General features: G+C 56.1%; 18 protein-coding genes. 9 read left to right on the plus strand and 9 right to left on the minus strand.

The window, feature by feature from the left end:
* The first annotated feature begins 134 nt into the window (after positions 1–134).
* A complete protein-coding gene (locus KXG62_RS13345) occupies positions 135–329 on the plus strand; it encodes a hypothetical protein (protein WP_218092473.1) in 195 nt (64 codons plus the stop codon).
* Positions 330–502: 173 nt separating this feature from the next.
* Complete coding sequence (tatA, locus tag KXG62_RS13350; protein ID WP_218092474.1) at positions 503–754, plus strand: twin-arginine translocase TatA/TatE family subunit; 252 nt, start codon at positions 503–505, stop codon at positions 752–754.
* A gap of 84 nt (positions 755–838) precedes the next feature.
* Here tatA and KXG62_RS13355 read toward each other — a convergent pair whose 3' ends face one another.
* The 3 genes from KXG62_RS13355 to KXG62_RS13365 form a co-directional block, all read right to left on the minus strand.
* Positions 839–1,999 (minus strand): MFS transporter, encoded by a 1,161-nt coding sequence (locus KXG62_RS13355; protein WP_218092475.1) that lies wholly within the window; start codon positions 1,997–1,999, stop codon positions 839–841.
* 181 nt (positions 2,000–2,180) lie between these two features.
* Positions 2,181–2,873: a uracil-DNA glycosylase gene (locus KXG62_RS13360; protein WP_246627432.1), complete on the minus strand. Its 693-nt coding sequence runs from the start codon at positions 2,871–2,873 to the stop codon at positions 2,181–2,183.
* A gap of 36 nt (positions 2,874–2,909) precedes the next feature.
* Entirely contained in the window at positions 2,910–3,446 is a 537-nt protein-coding gene (locus KXG62_RS13365; protein ID WP_218092477.1) for an NADPH-dependent FMN reductase, read from the minus strand.
* Between the two features lie 172 nt (positions 3,447–3,618).
* On the opposite strand from KXG62_RS13365, the gene KXG62_RS13370 reads away from it, so the two are divergent.
* Complete coding sequence (locus KXG62_RS13370) at positions 3,619–4,074, plus strand: peroxiredoxin (RefSeq protein WP_218092478.1); 456 nt, start codon at positions 3,619–3,621, stop codon at positions 4,072–4,074.
* Positions 4,075–4,202: 128 nt separating this feature from the next.
* Here the strand turns inward: KXG62_RS13370 and pfkA are convergent, their stop codons facing one another.
* The 4 genes from pfkA to KXG62_RS13390 all read right to left on the minus strand — a co-directional run bounded on the left by pfkA (position 4,203) and on the right by KXG62_RS13390 (position 7,387).
* Positions 4,203–5,168 (minus strand): 6-phosphofructokinase, encoded by a 966-nt coding sequence (gene pfkA, locus KXG62_RS13375; RefSeq protein ID WP_218092479.1) that lies wholly within the window; start codon positions 5,166–5,168, stop codon positions 4,203–4,205.
* Between the two features lie 55 nt (positions 5,169–5,223).
* The gene (locus KXG62_RS13380; RefSeq protein WP_218092594.1) at positions 5,224–6,249 is read right to left on the minus strand and encodes a tetraprenyl-beta-curcumene synthase family protein; all 1,026 of its coding nucleotides are present in this window, start codon (positions 6,247–6,249) and stop codon (positions 5,224–5,226) included.
* 43 nt (positions 6,250–6,292) lie between these two features.
* Positions 6,293–6,898 carry a hypothetical protein gene (locus KXG62_RS13385; RefSeq protein WP_218092480.1) on the minus strand — a complete coding sequence of 202 codons (606 nt, stop codon included), beginning with the start codon at positions 6,896–6,898 and terminating at the stop codon, positions 6,293–6,295.
* 171 nt (positions 6,899–7,069) lie between these two features.
* Entirely contained in the window at positions 7,070–7,387 is a 318-nt protein-coding gene (locus tag KXG62_RS13390; protein WP_218092481.1) for a hypothetical protein, read from the minus strand.
* Positions 7,388–7,551: 164 nt separating this feature from the next.
* Here KXG62_RS13390 and KXG62_RS13395 point away from each other — a divergent pair, with 164 nt between their 5' ends.
* The 6 genes from KXG62_RS13395 (at position 7,552) to KXG62_RS13420 (ending at position 14,346) form a co-directional block, all read left to right on the plus strand.
* Complete coding sequence (locus KXG62_RS13395) at positions 7,552–8,913, plus strand: multi antimicrobial extrusion protein MatE (protein WP_218092482.1); 1,362 nt, start codon at positions 7,552–7,554, stop codon at positions 8,911–8,913.
* The gene (locus tag KXG62_RS13400; RefSeq protein ID WP_218092483.1) at positions 8,910–10,097 is read left to right on the plus strand and encodes an MFS transporter; all 1,188 of its coding nucleotides are present in this window, start codon (positions 8,910–8,912) and stop codon (positions 10,095–10,097) included. The genes KXG62_RS13395 and KXG62_RS13400 overlap by 4 nt, the downstream gene beginning before the upstream one ends.
* A gap of 164 nt (positions 10,098–10,261) precedes the next feature.
* Positions 10,262–10,954 carry an ABC transporter ATP-binding protein gene (locus KXG62_RS13405; protein ID WP_218092484.1) on the plus strand — a complete coding sequence of 231 codons (693 nt, stop codon included), beginning with the start codon at positions 10,262–10,264 and terminating at the stop codon, positions 10,952–10,954.
* Positions 10,951–12,351, plus strand: a complete 1,401-nt coding sequence (locus tag KXG62_RS13410; RefSeq protein ID WP_218092485.1) for an ABC transporter permease — start codon at positions 10,951–10,953, stop codon at positions 12,349–12,351. The genes KXG62_RS13405 and KXG62_RS13410 overlap by 4 nt, the downstream gene beginning before the upstream one ends.
* A gap of 21 nt (positions 12,352–12,372) precedes the next feature.
* Positions 12,373–13,470 (plus strand): efflux RND transporter periplasmic adaptor subunit, encoded by a 1,098-nt coding sequence (locus tag KXG62_RS13415; RefSeq protein WP_218092486.1) that lies wholly within the window; start codon positions 12,373–12,375, stop codon positions 13,468–13,470.
* 210 nt (positions 13,471–13,680) lie between these two features.
* Positions 13,681–14,346: a nitroreductase family protein gene (locus tag KXG62_RS13420; RefSeq protein WP_218092487.1), complete on the plus strand. Its 666-nt coding sequence runs from the start codon at positions 13,681–13,683 to the stop codon at positions 14,344–14,346.
* Between the two features lie 247 nt (positions 14,347–14,593).
* On the opposite strand, the gene KXG62_RS13425 is transcribed toward KXG62_RS13420, so the two are convergent.
* Together KXG62_RS13425 and KXG62_RS13430 are read right to left on the minus strand one after the other, a co-directional pair.
* Complete coding sequence (locus KXG62_RS13425; RefSeq protein ID WP_246627433.1) at positions 14,594–16,657, minus strand: iron ABC transporter permease; 2,064 nt, start codon at positions 16,655–16,657, stop codon at positions 14,594–14,596.
* Positions 16,654–17,667 carry an ABC transporter substrate-binding protein gene (locus KXG62_RS13430; RefSeq protein WP_218092488.1) on the minus strand — a complete coding sequence of 338 codons (1,014 nt, stop codon included), beginning with the start codon at positions 17,665–17,667 and terminating at the stop codon, positions 16,654–16,656. Before KXG62_RS13430 ends, KXG62_RS13425 begins: the two co-directional genes overlap by 4 nt.
* Positions 17,668–18,055: the final 388 nt, after the last annotated feature.

The raw sequence follows: 18,055 nt of genomic DNA on the forward strand, positions 1-18,055 counted from the left end.
ATACATCCGTATGCCTTTTATGGTATAATGAGAGAAGCAACTAACTTACAATTTCATTTCGATTCCTATGGCTTTACCTCTGTTACTCGTAATTCGCTCCGAACTTTGTGCGCCAGATGACGACGGGAAGGGTGATGCTTGTGGAAACAGTAAGGTTGGCAACGATTGTAATGAAATTAACCCCTGAGTTGTATCCTACGCTTACGAAGAACGAGCTGGAATCCGAAATCGTCCTTCGTAACGGTCTTTCCTCGTTAGTAGCAGAGGATGCGATGGAAATTATTCAATACAGCATTTCCGAACATCAGAAAGACGCCTTCCTTCATTAATGAAGGAGGCGTTTTTTACAGCCGCACGGCTGCAACGGCAGAGGAACGATCGAGACGGACGCCAGCCTTTTGACGCGGCACAAAAAAATGTTATGGATTCGTAATAATTTTATGTTAAAGTTAAAATAAATCATGTTATGATGAAGCTGAACGATTTCGGAGGTGTCCAAACTATGTTTAACGCGTTGACTCCCATGCATATAATATTAATCGTGCTCGTCGCACTGCTTCTGTTCGGTCCGAGCAAGCTGCCTGAGCTGGGGCGCGGATTCGGCAAAATGCTGCGTGAATTCAAGGATGCGACCAACGGCAACAGCGGTAAATCGTCCGAAGATCCGCCGAGCGAGCCGGAAGCGAAGAAAGAATTGGCGGCGACTCCCGTACAAGTCGAGGCTCCGTCGGCGCAGCCGTCATCCGGCAAGTAATCGAGCGCGCGGCACAAGAAGAAGCCTTTCGTGGAATAAGGCGTTCGCATTGCAAATAGGGAATAAGCAAGCCATCCGCTGCCATTAGAGCGGATGGCTTTTTTTTCGGTAATACGCGTGGGTGCCAAGCAGCAGCAGCGCTGCGATGAACGCCATCCCTGCCCCAAGCTGATACATGACCGCTCCGCCCATCTGATCCTTAATCCAGCCTCCGGCCAGACCGCCCGTAATTCCCGCGAGTCCAAGAAAAACCATCGACAGGATCGATTGTCCCGAGGATTGCAGTTCCATCGGCACAAGCCTGACCGCGTATTGAACGGCCGTGATCCAAAACGCGGCAAACGTGATGCAATGCGACGCTTGAAGCAGCAGCAGTATGAACGGATCGGTTATCCATCCGTACAACAGCCAGCGAACCGTATAGATCAAGCCGATGACCCCGAGCAGCGCCAATTCGTTGAATTTATGCATATACCGTCCGAGCAGGGCGAAGGTCGGAATTTCGCTAGCAGCCGCAATCGCCCAAGCCAGCCCTACCATCGTATTCGTCGCGTGGAGATCCTTTAGGTACAGCCCCAACAATACATCGTTCATCCGGTGGGGCACCGTAAGCACGAAAATCAGCAGTAAAAACCACAGAAAGTGTCTGTTGCCGAGCAGTTTGCCGAAATCGGACAATGAAGCGCGGCGCCCGCCCGCTCCCTTGTCGTCTTCAAGCAGCAGAAGCAATCCGAGCGGAAGAATCCAGAGGGTCCAGTACAAATACGGAATATGATCGAGTCCCCCAAGCGCCTGCAGCAGCGGTCCGGAACACATCGCCATCAAGGTGAAGCCGAGCGAGCCGAACATCCGCACCATCCCGTAGCTTACTTTCGCTTTGAACGTCGATTTGATCGTCATCGTATCCAGCAGCGGCACCGATGACTGCATGAAGAAGTAAAGCAGCAGCATAAACAACAGCGCAAACGAATAGCTTGTCGTCTGAAAAATACCTACGCTGGACAGCACCGTCATTACCCATAAGGCGCAAATCAGCAGCTTCAGCGTATGGTATCGGTCACTCAAATATCCCCAGAACGGCTGGGCGAACAGCGTAACGAACGGGCCGATCATCATCAGCAGCCCGATCTGCGAAGAAGAATAGCCCCTGTTCTCAAAGTAAATGGGCAGAAAAGGCATAAGAACCGCGCTCGTCGCATAATACGAGAAGTTCAATCCCCGCAGCGTCCATATTTGTTTTTTCATCGTATCCGACCCTTTGTCGAAATGACCGTATTATTCGTCTATTCGCAGCTTCATGTGCCGCTCACTTGGCGAACTCCTTCATTATAATCATTTATCGTGAACTGGCAAGATGGCAGGGAAATATGAAAAGCCCGATTTCCATAAGGCTGGAACCGGGCTTCCGATGATTGCGGTGTAATAGCTACTGACCTCGTTGTCCGATGTCGGGAATTTGCCAATCGATCGGCTCGCTGCCGATGCTATGCAAAAACACGTTGGCCTGCGAATAAGGCTTGCTGCCGAAAAATCCGCGATGAGACGACAACGGGCTTGGATGAACGGAACGTAAAATATGATGGCGGCGGTTTGTGATGAGCTGGCTTTTTTGTCCGGCATGGCTTCCCCACAGGATGAACACAATCGGCCGTTCCCTCTCGTTCAGAAGGGAAATGACGCGATCGGTAAACGTCTCCCATCCATTCCCTTTATGCGAGGCGGCTTGTCCTTCCCGAACGGTCAGCACCGTGTTCAGCAGCAGCACGCCCTGTTCGGCCCAACGAACCAAATACCCGTTGTCAGGGATACGGCAGCCAAGATCGCTGTGCAGCTCCTTGAACATGTTTTGCAGCGACGGCGGAGCCGGAATACCCGGCTTTACCGAGAAGCTGAGTCCATGCGCCTGCCCTGGACCATGATACGGATCTTGCCCGAGGATAACGACTTTCGTTTGCTCGTAAGACGTGTAGTGAAGCGCGTTGAAAATATCATGCATGTCCGGATAGATCGTATATGTGCCGTATTCCCGCTTCAAAAATTGCCTCAGCTGCAAATAATACGGCTTCTGAAATTCTTCCTCGAGCAGAGGCGCCCAATCGTTATGCAATATCGAAGCCACGATTGTGCTGCTCCCCCCTTTCATAGAACGGTTCGCTTACTTCATCCGAAACGTTCGGACCATCTTGGTAAAATAGTTCAGCGTCCGCTGCACACGCTCCCGCGTCTTCTCGTCCTCCGGAACGCCGTCCGGCGAAAATGTGCGCTGCGCGCCGCCGATCGAGATCCACTCCGGGCAGTTGATGCCGTGCACGTTGCGAACGATCGTCTGCAAATGCTGCAGCGAGCTGACGCCTACCGCGCCGCCGGCCGAGCTGACGGACAGGACGATCTTGCCGTCGAAATGGTCGAAGCCTGCAAAATCGAGCGCATTCTTCAGCACGCCCGATAAACTGCCATGATATTCCGGCGTGGCCAGCACGATGCCGTCGGCTTCAAGCAGACCTTGCTTCAGCTCGCTCACGTTGGCGTCTTCCGGCTGCGAATCTTTCGTATAAAAGGGCAGCGGTTTTTCCCACAAATCGAACAGCGCCGCTTCGTGACCGCTTTCCCGCAGAAGCCGTTCGATATAACGGCATAATTGCGTGCTTGTCGCATCCTTCCGGTTGCTGCCGGACACAATCATAAATTTCATATGTACAATCTCCTCTCGATCACTTTACATACATCGTAATATAGAAAATTAAGTAAAGTCAACGTCTGCACACAGCAAACCGGCTCCGGAGCGGATAGATTCGCACTTTCGCTTGCCGCATACAGGCTCGTTCGATACAATAAAAGTAATTCCAGTACGAGGAGGTACCGCGATGTTAGCGATAGGAACACCCGCTCCCGCGTTCTCGGCCGAGAGCACACAAGGCGCCGTTCGCCTAACGGAAATATTGGGGAGACGGCCGGTCGTGCTTATTTTTTACCCCAAAGATGAGACGCCGATCTGCACGAAGCAGCTGTGCGCCGTACGGGACTCCCAAACCCAATATGCGGCCTACGATGCCCTCGTGGTCGGCGTCAATCCCGGCACGGTGACGGATCATCGCAAATTCGCCGAAAAGTACGGGTATGATTTTCCGCTAGTAGCCGATGAAGGCGAGCGCATCCGCGAGCTGTACGATGTCGGGCATATGCTGCTTGGCCTGCTGGGCCAGCAGCGCACCGTGTACGTCATCGACCGCGACGGCACGATCGTCTATGCCAAGAAAGGCAACCGGCCAACCCGCGAAATCATCGAAGCGCTTGCTGCCGGACAGCATCGTCCCAGCTGATCAGGCGCAATAAAGAACGGCATGTCCCTATCGCATCGCGGTCTTCTATGCCGCCTCCGTACGCTAACAACACAAAAGACGCGAAGCGTGTCTACGCTGCGTCTTTTTGTGTTGATTCCACCTTTGCGTTATTGCGACAGCCGTTTGGCAAGCTCGTACAGCTCCATATTGAACTGCTTCTTCGAGTTGACGACTGTATTGATATCCGTAGCGACCAGCTCGCCCTTGATAATGCCGCAGGACTTGCCGGAATCCCCCTCGATCAGCTTACGCACTGCGAAGTCGCCGAGGTTGCTGGCCAGAATCCGGTCATTATGCGTCGGCGCTCCGCCGCGCTGAATGTGGCCGAGCACAGTCACGCGCGCTTCAATGCTGTTGCGGCGCATAATTTCCGCTGCGATGTCTTCTCCCTTGCCAGCGCCTTCAGCTACGACGATGATACTATGGCGCTTTCCTTGCGAGAAGTTCGTGGCCATCCGCGCTGCGATCTCGTTCAGATCGTACGGCACCTCCGGTACGAGTATCGTCTCCGCGCCGCTGGCCAATCCCGCATACAGCGCGATATCGCCGCAATGGCGGCCCATAACTTCCACGACGGACGATCTTTCATGGGAGCTCATCGTGTCGCGAAGCTTGTTGATCGCGTCCACGACGATGCTTACGGCCGTATCGAAACCGATCGTAATATCCGTAAACGGAATATCGTTGTCGATCGTCCCCGGAATTCCCATTGTCTTGATGCCGAGCTTACTCAGCTTGTTGGCCCCTTGATACGAGCCGTCGCCGCCGATGACCACGATGCCGTCGATGCCGCGCTTACGCAAATTATCCGCCCCGAGCTGCTGCCCTTCCGGCGACATAAACTCCTTGCAGCGGGCCGATTGCAATATCGTGCCGCCGCGCTGGATAATATCACCCACGCTGCGCAAATCCATCTCGCGAATATCGTCGTTGATGAGACCCGCATAGCCGCGTTGAACGGCAAACACCTCTAGCCCGTGATACAGACCGCTGCGCACGACCGCGCGAACAGCCGCGTTCATTCCTTGGGAATCGCCGCCGCTCGTGAGCACCGCAATTTTTTTAACTGACATGATGGTTCCTCCTTGAGTTCACTTGCTTCTATCCATAAGCTATAGAAGATATATACTAAGAAGTTCTGCGAATCCAGATGCTGTTCACGAAGAAAAACATCCGCGTCATGGGGCTGTTCTTCATGAGCTCCCGGGAAATTCGCTTCACATCCTGTTGTTTGCTGACTTTCGGATCAGACAAATACAGTGCCAACAGGCCCTCGATGATCATCCGGTGAAAGGGCGGATGCTCCAGCCGCTGCGATTTGTCGCGCGCTTCGGACACGATCAGCGCCAGCCGCTCTACCGTCACATCCATACTGTCGTAATAGCTGCAAAAATTCAAGTCGCCCCCTGCGCGGTCCTCCTCCTGATCGATCAAATAATCGAGCAGAATGTGCAGTGCGCATATGTACGGGAAGTAGGCGTCGCGAATCGCCTCGACGTCGGCGGACCTCAGCTCCGCGCGCGAGGCTGCGAGAAACAGCATAAACACCCCGAGCGTCGAGCCGCTCGCCGCAGCGAACTCGTTCCAGCCGATCGAAGGATACTTGGCCTTATGCCGCTGCCACCATGCCAGCAGCGCCTCCTCGCGAAGCTCTCGGTGAATGTGCTTGTACACCTGCAAATCGCAGTACAGCCCGACCAGCTCCCGGACCGACTTGGCCGCATCCGGAAACGACGGCAGCAGGCGGATGCTCGCCTGGCATGTTTTCACCAGATCGCCGAGATAACCGCCGTCCTCCCGCTCCTCGCGAAATTCGTAATAATCGTGCAGCGGCTCCGCCGGGTCCACCGCATCGAGCATCGACAAGTGCAGCCGGCGAAAATCTTCCGGGTCCAGCGACGTGCTGCGGTCGCACAAATTATCCAAATAATCGCTGATCGTCTGAAACGCGACAATGAGCGGAATCAATATATGACGCATCGATAAATGCGCCGCCGCATACACGGCGCCGCCTTCGCAGTGAAACTGCTTGCTTGCCATGCTGGCAAGCGCTTGCCTGCGCAGCTCGGGATCGGGGATCGCCTCCGCTCTCCCGCGCCAGTAACGCAGCTGCTCCCGCACTTCGGGAAGCACGTAGCGGTACACGCGCAGCATCAAACCGACCGGTCCCCGGGGCGCCTGCTCGCCGCGGCGTAGGCTAACGGGGCTCAAGAAGCTCGCCTTCCCCGCCGCTCTCGGCGTAGCAATGTTCCAGCAGCAGCAGCATCTCGATATGCTGCATGTCCATCAGCAGCGCTTCGCCGGCGGCATCCCGCGCCTGGGTAACTTGACACTCCACCATGTCGACGAACAGATAAGGGTCCCACGCTCCCTCGTCCTTCAATCGCTCCAGCGGCTCACGCAGCACGGCGCTGCCGATTTGCCGCAGATCGGTTTGCTTCAGCAGCGTGCCGATTTCGCCGGCAAGCGCCTCGTAGACGGGATGGCGGCCAACCAGGCGAAACCAATATTTCGCATTGCCGTAATCGCCCTCCATCCGATGCATGATGCCATGCCAATAGCTGCCGGTCGGCGTATGGATTTCCTGTGAAAGATCATGCGACGGGTCCAGGCTTTCATTAAACAAGTGCAGGCCGGATTTCAAGGCTAACGCGTACGTTAATCGGTCTCCTTCAAAACCGTTCGTCGACAGCCTGGCGATCTTGATGTCCATCAAATCGTCAAGCTCCTCCGTCGGGTACAGCGAAGGCTTGTGGCCGGTAAGCTGTGCGGTAAGCCTTCGCAAGCTATCGTTCCAAGTCAAAGCCTCCAACCTCCTCTTTCATCATTTTGCGGACAACCGGCAACGGCTGTATCCGTAACCGTTGTCATGTGCGGAAGCCGAATGCAGCATTGCACCCGGCGGTGTGAGCACGGACAACCGATGCCATGCGGCAGATTGTCCCAGCCGCGACGACAGCGGGCCCGGATGGTGTTAGCGATGCATCCGTTCCGCCGTTATATCCTGATTGACGCGGAACCATAAATGCAGGTCGTTGATCGCGCTTGCGAGATCGGCAATCTCGCTGTTCAACCGGCACGACCTGGCAAAATTGTTCTCCACGCTCAATTCATCCTGCTTCGCGATAATGACGCGCTCGATCTGCTTGATCCTTTCGGGAATCGTACCTCGTATTTGCTCCCAGCGCAGCAGCATCTCCGTCTGTTCCGACTTCGTATACGCGTCGAAATCTTTTTGCATCTGCGGCAGCGGAATCCCGAGCCGCTCGTCAAGCGCAAAAAAATCTTCCATGTCTGCTCCACCTTTCCTTTCTGGATGACGAAAAAGGCGCTGACAGTTTATCTATATTAATGTAACACGAACGGTGGGATAGCTTCCAGTCAAAAAGTAAATTTTATCTCCTTTAGGCTGGGATCCGTGTTATAATGGGTGACATTGAAAGAGGGAGAGCGACTATGAATCAACCAGACCAGGTCCGTATTTCATTCCGGCAGCTTCTCGCTTTCTTCATTCCTCTTGGAATATCGGCGAGCCTTGTAACCATATCTCATGTCATTATTAACAGTACGCTTGCGCGCTCGGCCCATCCGGAGCTGCTCATCGCAAGCTATGCCCTGCCGATGAGCATCCTCGGCATTACGGAACGGCCTGCGGTGCTGCTTCGCCAAACCTGTTCGGCGCTCGTGCGCGACCGCCGTTCCTTCCGCGCGATGTCGCTTGTCGGCTTATACGTGCTTGGCTCCATTTTCCTCATAGGCGGCTTGATCAGCTACACCCCTGTAGGCCCTTGGGTGTTTTTGCATTTATTCGGCGCGGACGAGCAGCTGGCTGGCCCCATGGTGAACGTGTACCGCGTCTTGATGTTCGTCAGTATTTTTTCCGGCATCCGCTGCATTTTTCATGGCATCATCATCTTTAACATGCGTACCAAATGGCTTACGATCGGGATGCTCATCCGTCTGGCAGGCATGTATGCGCTGTCGCTCTATTTTATCAAAACCGGCGTAACGAGCGGGACCGTCGGCGCCGTCATCTTCCTGACCGGCATGATCATCGAAGCGGCCGTCAGCTTCTGGGAAGGCCGCGCGCTGCTGCGCCGCATTCCCGAGAAGAAGCCGGATCATGAAATCGAGCGGCCGAAGCAAATATTCCAGTTCTACAAACCGCTGCTGTACTCATCGGCGATCGCGGTCATCGCCGGACCGGCCATCAATGCGTTTCTCGGCAAAACGACGCAGCTCGAGCTTTCCATCGCCGCGTTCGCCATCGCCGGAAGCTTGACGCAGCTCGTTCAGAGCTTCTTCTCTTATATTCACCAAATTGTGCTTAATTTTTACCGTAAGGACGCTGCGGCGGTCCGCCGGTTCACGCTGATGCTGTCGCTCATTCCCAGCTGCCTGATCGCACTGCTCGCCTATACTTCGGCCGGGCCATGGTTCATGGAGCAAGTGATGGGCGTCAACGAGCGGCTGATGCTAGCGAGCTTGTCTACGCTGAAGGTATTCATGATCATGACGTTTATTTTCCCGTGGCTGGACTTCGGCAACGGACTGCTGATGCTGCGCAGCCAAACGAAGGTGATGGTCTGGTCGCAAGCGGCCAACGTACTGACGCTGCTCGTCACGCTAGTCATCTGCATCGCGGCGGCTCCCGGCTGGAACGGGATGATCGGCGCGCTGGCCCAGTCGCTCGGCATGGTCGCCGAAGCGCTCGTCGTCTTGTACATGCTCAGAGAGTTTGCCAGAAGCGAGAACCGGCCGCTGCCTCATATCCATACGACAACCAGAAAAAACAACGAATCGAGTGAATCATTATGATCCGTCAGTCAAGGACCTCCAGCGATGTCGCGCTGCGAGGTTTTACCTTTTCTTTTTATGCTACAATGTCGATCATTATATCCTACTTTCCCCTCTACTTTCAGTACAAAGGGTTCTCGACCCTGCAGATCGGGCTGCTCTATTCCGTAGGCCCGATGATCGGCATCGTGTCCAATCTGTTCTGGGGGCTTACCAGCGACAAGTACCGTACGGTAAAAAAGATTATGATTCTCATCCTGATCGGTCAGCTGATCGTCGCCTTCCTGGTGTTCCAGACCGTCACCTTCTGGCTGCTGATGGTGCTGATGGCAATCTTCTTTTTCTTCCAATCGCCGATGAGCTCACTTAACGACAGCATGACGCTGCTCTCGATCAGCGGTACGAAAAAAAGCTATGCCTCCTTCCGCGTATGGGGCTCGATCGGCTTCGCGCTCGGCGCGCTCGTCTTCGGCATGGTGCTCAAAGGGTTCGGGACCGGGCTGGTGCCCGCCCTCAGCCTGACGACCATCGCCGTCTCGCTGCTGCTCTCCCTGCTGCTTACCGACGCGCGGGATCCCACCTATAAGAAACCGGATTTCGCCGGTCTCGTCCCGATTGTTACGTCGAAGCCGTTTCTCGCCTTCCTGCTGACGATCTTCACGGCCGCTCTCGCCACGCGGATGAATGACGGCTTCCTGGCGCTGTTCCTGCAGCGGCTCGGCGCCGATCAGACGATCGTCGGCTATTCATGGATGGCGTCGGCCTTAAGCGAGATTCCCATATTTATTTTTTTGAGCAAGCACGGCCACAAGTACAAGGAGCTCCCGCTGCTTGCCATCTGCTCCTTCGTGTATGCGCTGCGCTTTCTTCTGATGAGCCTGGTCGACAACCCGCTCTGGGTCATCGCGATCCAGACGATGCACTCGCTGTCGTTCGGCATCTTCCTGTTCACGGCGATCCGCTACATTCAGCGCATCGTACCGGATCAGTTCCGGGCGAGCGGACAAGCGCTGTATGCCGTCATCTGGTCCGGCCTCGCAGGGCTCGTCAGCGGCACGCTGGGCGGCTGGATCTTTAACCACTGGAGCCCTCACGCGATGTATGCCGCCGGCTCCGCCTTATCGGCTCTGGCTATGATCGGCTTCCTGCTGCTCAATGCACGCAGTACGGAAGATTTAACCGAAAAAATAAATTCCGCCCGATAGTGCAAGGTTTATCGCCGGAGCGTCGTCTATGTATAGAGGCGTTCCCGGCGTTTTTTTGCTGCATGCAAAACTTAACATTTTCTTAAATCGGCCTGTTTTTTGCAACTTCACCGGGAATGCCCCGTCTTATCGTATGTATCTTACTGGGACAACGGAGGGGTTATGTGCTTGCAGTAGAACAACTTTCACACAGCTTTACGAACGGCGGCGAAACGACGCCTGTCCTGCATCATATCGACTTCAAGGTGGACAAAGGCGAGATGGTCGCCCTGCTCGGCAGCTCCGGCTCCGGCAAATCGACGCTGCTCAACCTGATGGCCGGGCTAATGAAGCCGACCTCGGGACGTATTGTGATCGGCGGCTGCGGCATCGAGACGATGAATGAGAATCGGCTGGCCGAGTTTCGCCGGTCGCAAATCGGTTTTATATTCCAATCCTACGAATTGATCCCGCATTTGACCGTCCGGGAGAATGTTGAGCTGCCGCTCGTATTTCAAGGCATGAAAGCCAAGCTGCGCCGGGAGAAAGCCACGTCCCTGCTCGACAAAGTTGGGCTCGGGGGGAAGACGGAGATGTTCCCTTCCCAGCTGTCCGGCGGCCAGCAGCAGCGGGTCAGCATCGCCCGCTCGCTGGTGACGGAGCCGGCGATCGTCTTTGCCGACGAGCCGACGGGGAACCTCGATACGAAGACCGAGAAGGAAATCATCGATCTGCTCATCGAGCTGAACCGGACGCTTCGCATCACGTTCGTTATCGTGACCCACGAGCTGGAGGTCGCCAAACGCACGCAGCGCGTCATTCAGCTGCGCGACGGCCGTCTCGTCGAAGATGCGGCGTGGGCAGGTGAAGCGCAGTGAGATTTCGTGATTATATGCGGCTCGGCTGGGATCAGCTTAAGCGCCGCGTCGTCGTTACTGCGCTGTGCATCATGGGGATCGCCATCGGCTCCGCTTCCATCGTTGTAGCGCTGGCCTTCGGCGAATCGATCAATCATTACAGCCGCATGCAGATGAGCTTCTATTTAAAATCCGATGAAATTACGGTGCGCAGCGGTCACGGCGGGGACGAGAGCGACTCCGGCGACCCGAATGCGGCCAAGCCGTACGTGCTGACCAAGGCCAAAATCGACCTGATCCGCGGCTTCCCCCATGTCAAGGCGCTCGGCACGTATCAGACACTGAACAACTTTCAGTTTCTCGTCGATAACAAGCGGGGATACATCAACAGCCTGTACGCCACCGAGCTCGAGACGCTGCCCGATTTCGGATTCGAGCTACATCAGGGCGGGCCGTCCGATCAAGACAACACGATTATCCTCAGCTACGGCGCAACGATGGGCTTGTTCGATCAGCAGTTGCAGCGGTCGCGGCAGCTTCAGAACGGAAGCGGACTCGACGGCGCGCAGGCGGCCAAGCGGCTGGAGGACCAGATGTATATTGCGTATCCGATGTACCAGAAGCAGATCGTCCTGACGCCGCAAATTTATAAGCCCAACCTCGGCACGGAGGAAAGCGGAACGCCTTTCCCGCTGCGGGTCGTAGGTATACTGAAGAAGCCCGAAGGCGTGCCCGACGACGTCGTCATGAACCAGAAAACCGCCTTCGTCTCCCCTGCCCTCGGCCAAAAGCTGCTGGATGCCATGGAACAAAAAAACGGCAAATCCTCTACGGGCTCGGCAGCGAACCGGAGTACGAGCAGCGGTACATACAACGAAGTGAAAATCAAGGTCGACGACAGCTCCCATGTCAAAGAACTTGAACAATGGATCAAAAAATTGAAGCTGTCGGTGGAAACGAATCTGTACCGCGAAGAGCGGATGCAAAGCGAGCTTGTCATCATTCGGCTCATCTTCGGCGGCGTCGGCGTGTTTATCCTGTTCGTCGCGTCGATCTCGATCATCGTGGCGATGACGATGTCCACGTACCAGCGCCGCCGGCAGATCGGCATCATGAAGGTGCTCGGCGCCAATTTGCGGCAAATTCGCAATATGTTTATGGTCGAGTCTGCGCTGCTCGGGCTGCTCGGCGGCATGACCGGCATTTTATTGTCATACTGGGTCATCTGGGGAATTAATATCGCCGTCATGAAGCTGGCCCCCGCCCGTCCGGGAGCGCAGCAGGAAATATTGTTTATCAGCCCTTGGATCCTGCCCGTCGGCTTGTTCTTCGCCATCATGACGGGGGTGTTGTCCGGGATTTATCCGGCCGTCAAGGCTTCGCGCACCGACGCGCTGACCGCGATTAAACGAGACTAAAGCGTAGGAGAACTGGAAGCTATGAAGAAGAAAAAGTGGATTACCGTCGCTGCCGCCATTGTCGTGCTCGGCATAACCGGCTTGTTATATTGGCAGAGCCAGCCCTCGAAGCAGACTTCGTCGTCCATGAACAATCCGGCGAATGCACTGCAATTCAAAGTGACGCGAGAAGATTTGACGAACACTGTTGAAGTGAAAGGCAAATCTTCGTATCAAAAGCAAACGTATATCAATGCGCCATTCTCGGCCGATATCAAGTCGTGGCATGTTACGGACGGAGCCCAGGTGGCCAAAGGAGACATGCTGTTCCGGCTCGACGATGCATCGCTGCGCAACGAAATCGCCAAAATGCAAGCGGACGCCAAGAAAATGGAAATGGATATTCGCCTTGGACAGTTTCAGGAGACGATCGATAACGATGCGTCGGCAAGTGCGGGCATTTCGGAAACGGACGCCAAGCAGCGGTTTGCGAAATCGGAAAGCCGCAAAATGCAGGAAGACATCTCTCGCCTGAATCTCGAGCATTCCCACGTTCAATTAGCCGAGATGACGGAGAAGCTTCACTCGGCGCAATTCGCTGCGCCGGAGGGCGGCATTTTCTTGTTCGAATCGACCAAAGAGCCGCAATCGCTGAAAGAAAACGAGCGGGTCGGCAAAATCGTCGACCTGAAAAAGCTTCAGCTTCTAGCTATCGTCGGCGAGTACGACCTGTTCCGAATCAAGGAAGGAATGGATGCGGAGGTGAAGGTCGACGCGCTCAAGGGCGTCAAGCTGCAAGGAAAGGTCGAACGGCTGTCCAAATTTGCCAAAAACGATACCGATGCGGATGAAGCCACCGTCACGACAGCCGCGCAGTTCGAGGTCGTCATTTCGCTCGAGCCGGATGAACGGCTGATCGCAGGACTCAGCTTGACGGCCTCGATCCAAACGGATAAAAAAGAAGGCGCGCTTGTCATCCCGACGCTCGTCGTACAGCGGGAAAAAGATGAGTCCTACGTTATGGTGATGAACGGTTCGGGAGCACTGGAACGCCGTGTCGTGCAGGTGGGCGTAGAGACGCCGGAGAAGACGGAAATCATGAGCGGGCTGCAGGAGGGCGAAACCGTCGTGCTGCAATAGGCGGTCCCGGCAAGCCAGCCGTACTGCGTTCACAAGGCAAGCGGTATATTCCGGCAAGCACGATCAAGTTTGGCTTACCGACCGCTTGTTATGTGCGACGCATTTTCGGCTGTCCTGTTGTTATACGTGGCAAAGCGCGTTATAATGAGGGATAGTTCTTAGTACCAAGTACTAAGATTAACGGGTACACCGTGGAGAGGATGATCCAGAATGAACAATACATTGCCCGCTTCTTACGAAGAATTCAAATCGATCGTGCTGGACCGCCGAAGCGTCCGAAAATATACGGAACAAGACGTTTCAAATGAAGATATCCGCGAGATCGTGGACTGCGCCCGTTACGCGCCAAGCGATACGAACTCGCAAACCTGGGAATTCATCGCGGTGAAAAACCGCGACATGATCAAAGAAATCGAAAAATTGACGTGGGAGCAGCTGCACAAGAGAGCCGCCGAAGCGGAAGAGCGCGGCCTTTCGAAGGAAGCCCGGATGCTGACCAGATCGTTCGGCCCCTATGCTACCGCATTCTCGGAAGCGCCCGTGCTGATCGTCTGCCTGGCCACGCCGTATAACTCCAAATTCCGGGAGCGCATCTTCGATCCCGTGCAGCTGGTGGACGACGCGGTATGGGCCGAGGAAGGCATTAAGAGCAGCTGTCTCGCCGCGCAAAATTTGATGCTCGCCGCCCATGCCCGCGGCCTTGCGACTTGCCCGATGACCGGCCCGGTCCTGCTGGCGCAGGAGCAGTTGCGCGCTTACCTGGATATTCGTCCGGAATGCCAGATCAATATGGTCATTGCCCTCGGATACCCTTCCGAACGTCCGGCCCGCCTTGCACGCAAGGAAGTGGACGATATTTTGCGGATCGTGACCTGAAGCTTGTCATGATAAAAAGGATGGAACCTATTGCGGCCTCGGCCACTCTGGTTCCATCCTTTTTCTATGCACATCGGCAGTTCATTCTTCTGCCGCTCCTAAGCGCTTCGTGCGGGCCGTGGGTCGCTGCCCTCTGCCGTATCGCTTCTCCCACCGTCGACGCGCCGATCCCCTTTGCCGCCGCTTTTCCGGGGCTTCCCCGCTCTATAGCGGACTTCGGTCAATCGAACGCCGCAGTCACCTGCCTTTACTTGCGGACCGCGCTGCGATACATCAGCATCAGCAAATATGGCGTCCCCAGCAACGCAACGATAATGCCTGCGGGAATTTCTTTTGGCGCCATGACCGTTTTGCCGATAAAATCTGCCGCGACCAGCAGGACGGCGCCGAGCAGCGCGGAGAGGACGACCGACCTTCGGTGATGGTGGCCGATCATCAGCCGGACCGCGTGCGGCGCGAGCAGGCCGATGAATCCGATCGAGCCGACGCTGGAGGCTGCGGTCGCGGCCAAGGCGACGCCGATGGCCGTGGCAATGAGCCGCGTGCGCTGAAGCTTCAACCCGAGACCAAGCGATACTTGGTCTCCGAAGGCTAACAGGTCGATTTTACGTCCCAGCCCCCAAGCCACAGGCGCGAGGATGACGGTCACGACGGCGAGCCGCAGCCATTCCGCATAGCCGCGCGCGTATGTGCTGCCAGCCAGCCAAGCGAGGGCAGGCGCCGCAGCGATGCCGGACTTGATCACGAAAAACTGAATGCCTGCCGTGCCGATCGCCGATACGCCGATCCCGACCAGAATGAGTGCGGCGGGGTGAAAGCCCTTGCGCCATGTAAAGGCATACACGCATACCGCCGCCCCGGCGGCACCGGCAATCGCGCCTAGCGGAAGCATCATGGCCGGCGCTTGCGGCCATAGCACGAGGACGGCCAGCGCCCCGCAGCCCGCTCCCGACGTCACCCCCAGGACGGAAGGATCGGCCAGCGGATTACGCAGCGCTCCCTGCATCATCGAGCCGGCAATCGCGAGCGCCGCCCCGGCAAATGCTGCGACCAGGATGCGCGGCAAGCGCAAATCCATGACGACGTTCCGCGCAAACGGCTCGCCCCCTCCGAGCAGCACCTGCCCGATGTCGGCAGCAGACAGACGCAGCGTTCCGGCCATGAGTCCGCCGGTCATCAAGACGATCAGAAGCACCAGCAGGCCGATGACGAGCGCGGGATACGGCAATCGCCGTCCGATGGCCCCAACGCTCATGGACGTCCCGCCTTCCTGCGACTGCCGCCCTTTCATCGTCTTGATGACGAGCCATATGAGCCACGGCGCGCCGATCGCCGCCGTCACCGCTCCCGCCGGCAGTTCGCCGACCGAACTGCGAAACATACGGGCGACCGTGTCCGCGCCGACAAGAATGATGCCGCCCCATAGGGCACTGGCCGGCAGAAGAATCGCATGGCGGCGCAGGCCGAGCAGCCGCATCAGGTGCGGCGCGATCAGCCCGACGAATCCGATCGGGCCGACGACGCTGACCGTGACGCCGGCCAGCAGCACAGCGGCCGCCATGCCGGAGAACCGGGCCAGCTCGACCTTCTGACCGAGCGAGCGGGCCGTTTCCTCGCCGAGCTCCAACAGGTCGAACGCGCGGGCGAACACCATCGCGTAGAGAAGAGCGCCCGCTATCCACGGCCATGCATACTGCACGCCGCTCCAGTCGTTCTGGATCAGCGAGCCGGCCCCCCAGGCAAGCAGCTGCGACGCTTGCGTCTCGAACAGGAGCTGAAGCGCACTCGTAAAGGCGGACAGCACCAAGCCGACGATCATCCCGGCCACAGCCATCCGTACCGGCGTGCTTCGCTTGCCTCCGGCGATCCAATACGTCATCGCCGCTGCGCCCAGCGCTCCTGCCAATCCGAGCAGCAGCGGCGCGTTAGCTTTCAGCGCAGGAACGAATACGGCGGCAGCCATAATGACAAAGTACGCACCGGCGTTCAAACCAAAGGTGGAAGCGGATGCGAGCGGATTGCGCGTAACGGTCTGCAGCAGCGCGCCGCAAACGGCCAGCGCTGCGCCGGCCAGCAGGCCCATTACCGCCCGCGGAAGACGAATACCGCGGATCATCTGATGCGCCGCGCTATCCTGCGGATGGGTCAGCGCCCCGATCACCTGCCCTGGCGTAATATCCGCCTCCCCATACATCAAGCTGATCAAGAGGAGGAAGGCGAGTATGACCACGCCTCCCCCGAACAGGAGCGGTATTCTCCAGCCGATGGACCGGGCAGCGCCCGCAGCGCTGTTCACGGCCAGATTCGTCATTTCGCCAGCGCGCCGGTCGCAAGATCGACGATCGATTTGGCCGATAACGGACCGCCGAATGTCCACGTATTGCCCGGAAATTTATAGGTGCGTTTTTCTTTCACGAACGTCAATCCGTTCCACACCGCATTATCTTTCAGCTGCTTTTCGAAAATGTTGTCGTTATCCTGCACAATATACATGAAGTTGGCGTTCTGCACAGCCGGCAGCGCTTCGACACTCGTCGTAGAGAAGCCGTTCGGTTCGAATTTCGCCGACTTGAACGAATTTTTAAGCCCGATCTTGTTCAGGATTTGAATCAGCATCGAGTTGTCGGTGAACATGCGCAGCACGGCGGCATTTTGCTGGGAATACGCCTGCGTGACCGCGATCTCCGCGCCTTCCTTGCCTTTGGCTTTCAGCTTGGCTTTCGCATCGTCGAACGTTTTTTGCAGATCGCTCATTACTTTATCGCCTTCCGCCTTTTTGCCCACCATTTCCGCGACAGCTAGAAACGTTTTTTCCATCGCCTCGAACTGGTTGCCCTCTCCTTCCGCAGGATATGGATTGAAGGCAACGGTCGGGGCGATTTTACTCAGCATTTCGTAGCTCGCTTTGATCCGGAAATCCGGCGCAACGATCAAATCGGGCTTCAAGGCGGCAATCGCCTCCAGGCTCGGTTCCGTACGCGCGCCTACATCTACGACGCTAGCGTCGAGCTGCGGAGAGATATTGACCCATGTTTTGTACCCTTTAATGTCCGCTACGCCGACAGGTTGTACCCCGACCGCCAGTAAATGCTCAACATACGACCATTCCAGCGCAACGACGCGCTTCGCTGTTCCCTTCAGCTCGGTCGTCCCGAGTGCGTGCTTGATCGTCCTTGCCCCGGAAGCTTCTTGAGCGCCCGTATTCGCGGCCGGCTGCCCGGCTTCCTTCGACGCTGGGCTCGACGTGCCGCAAGCGGTCGTCAAAAACAAAAAAATAAGACATAAAACGATGAACATCGGCTTGCTCTTCTTCAACCTCATCTTACGTTCCCCCTGACTCGCTTGCGGCAAGAAACTTCGCTGTCATCATCCCTGCCAACAGTTGAGAATGATTATCATTATTCATTTGAAAATAATAATCATTCTCATAAATGTTGTCAATACTTTCCGCAAATAATATGAACCTCCCTCGGCACGCGAGGCTCCATCTCCCATGCCTGTTTTTCCGCATAACCAGAAGAAAATTAAAAAAACCGTTTTCGAATGTAAACATTCGAAAACGGTTTTCGTTTGCTTGTCGCAAGATAAGAAGCAAGAAAAGAAAACTATCTGATCGATGTAACTCCAACGAGCGACCGCACTGAATGCGGTAAGTTTTCTTACGAAATCAAGAAGCGAAGTTCAAGAAGTAGATCGTTTTGATTTCTTG

This window comes from Paenibacillus solanacearum (assembly GCF_910593845.1).
Taxonomy (GTDB): Bacteria; Bacillota; Bacilli; order Paenibacillales; family NBRC-103111; genus Paenibacillus_G; species Paenibacillus_G solanacearum.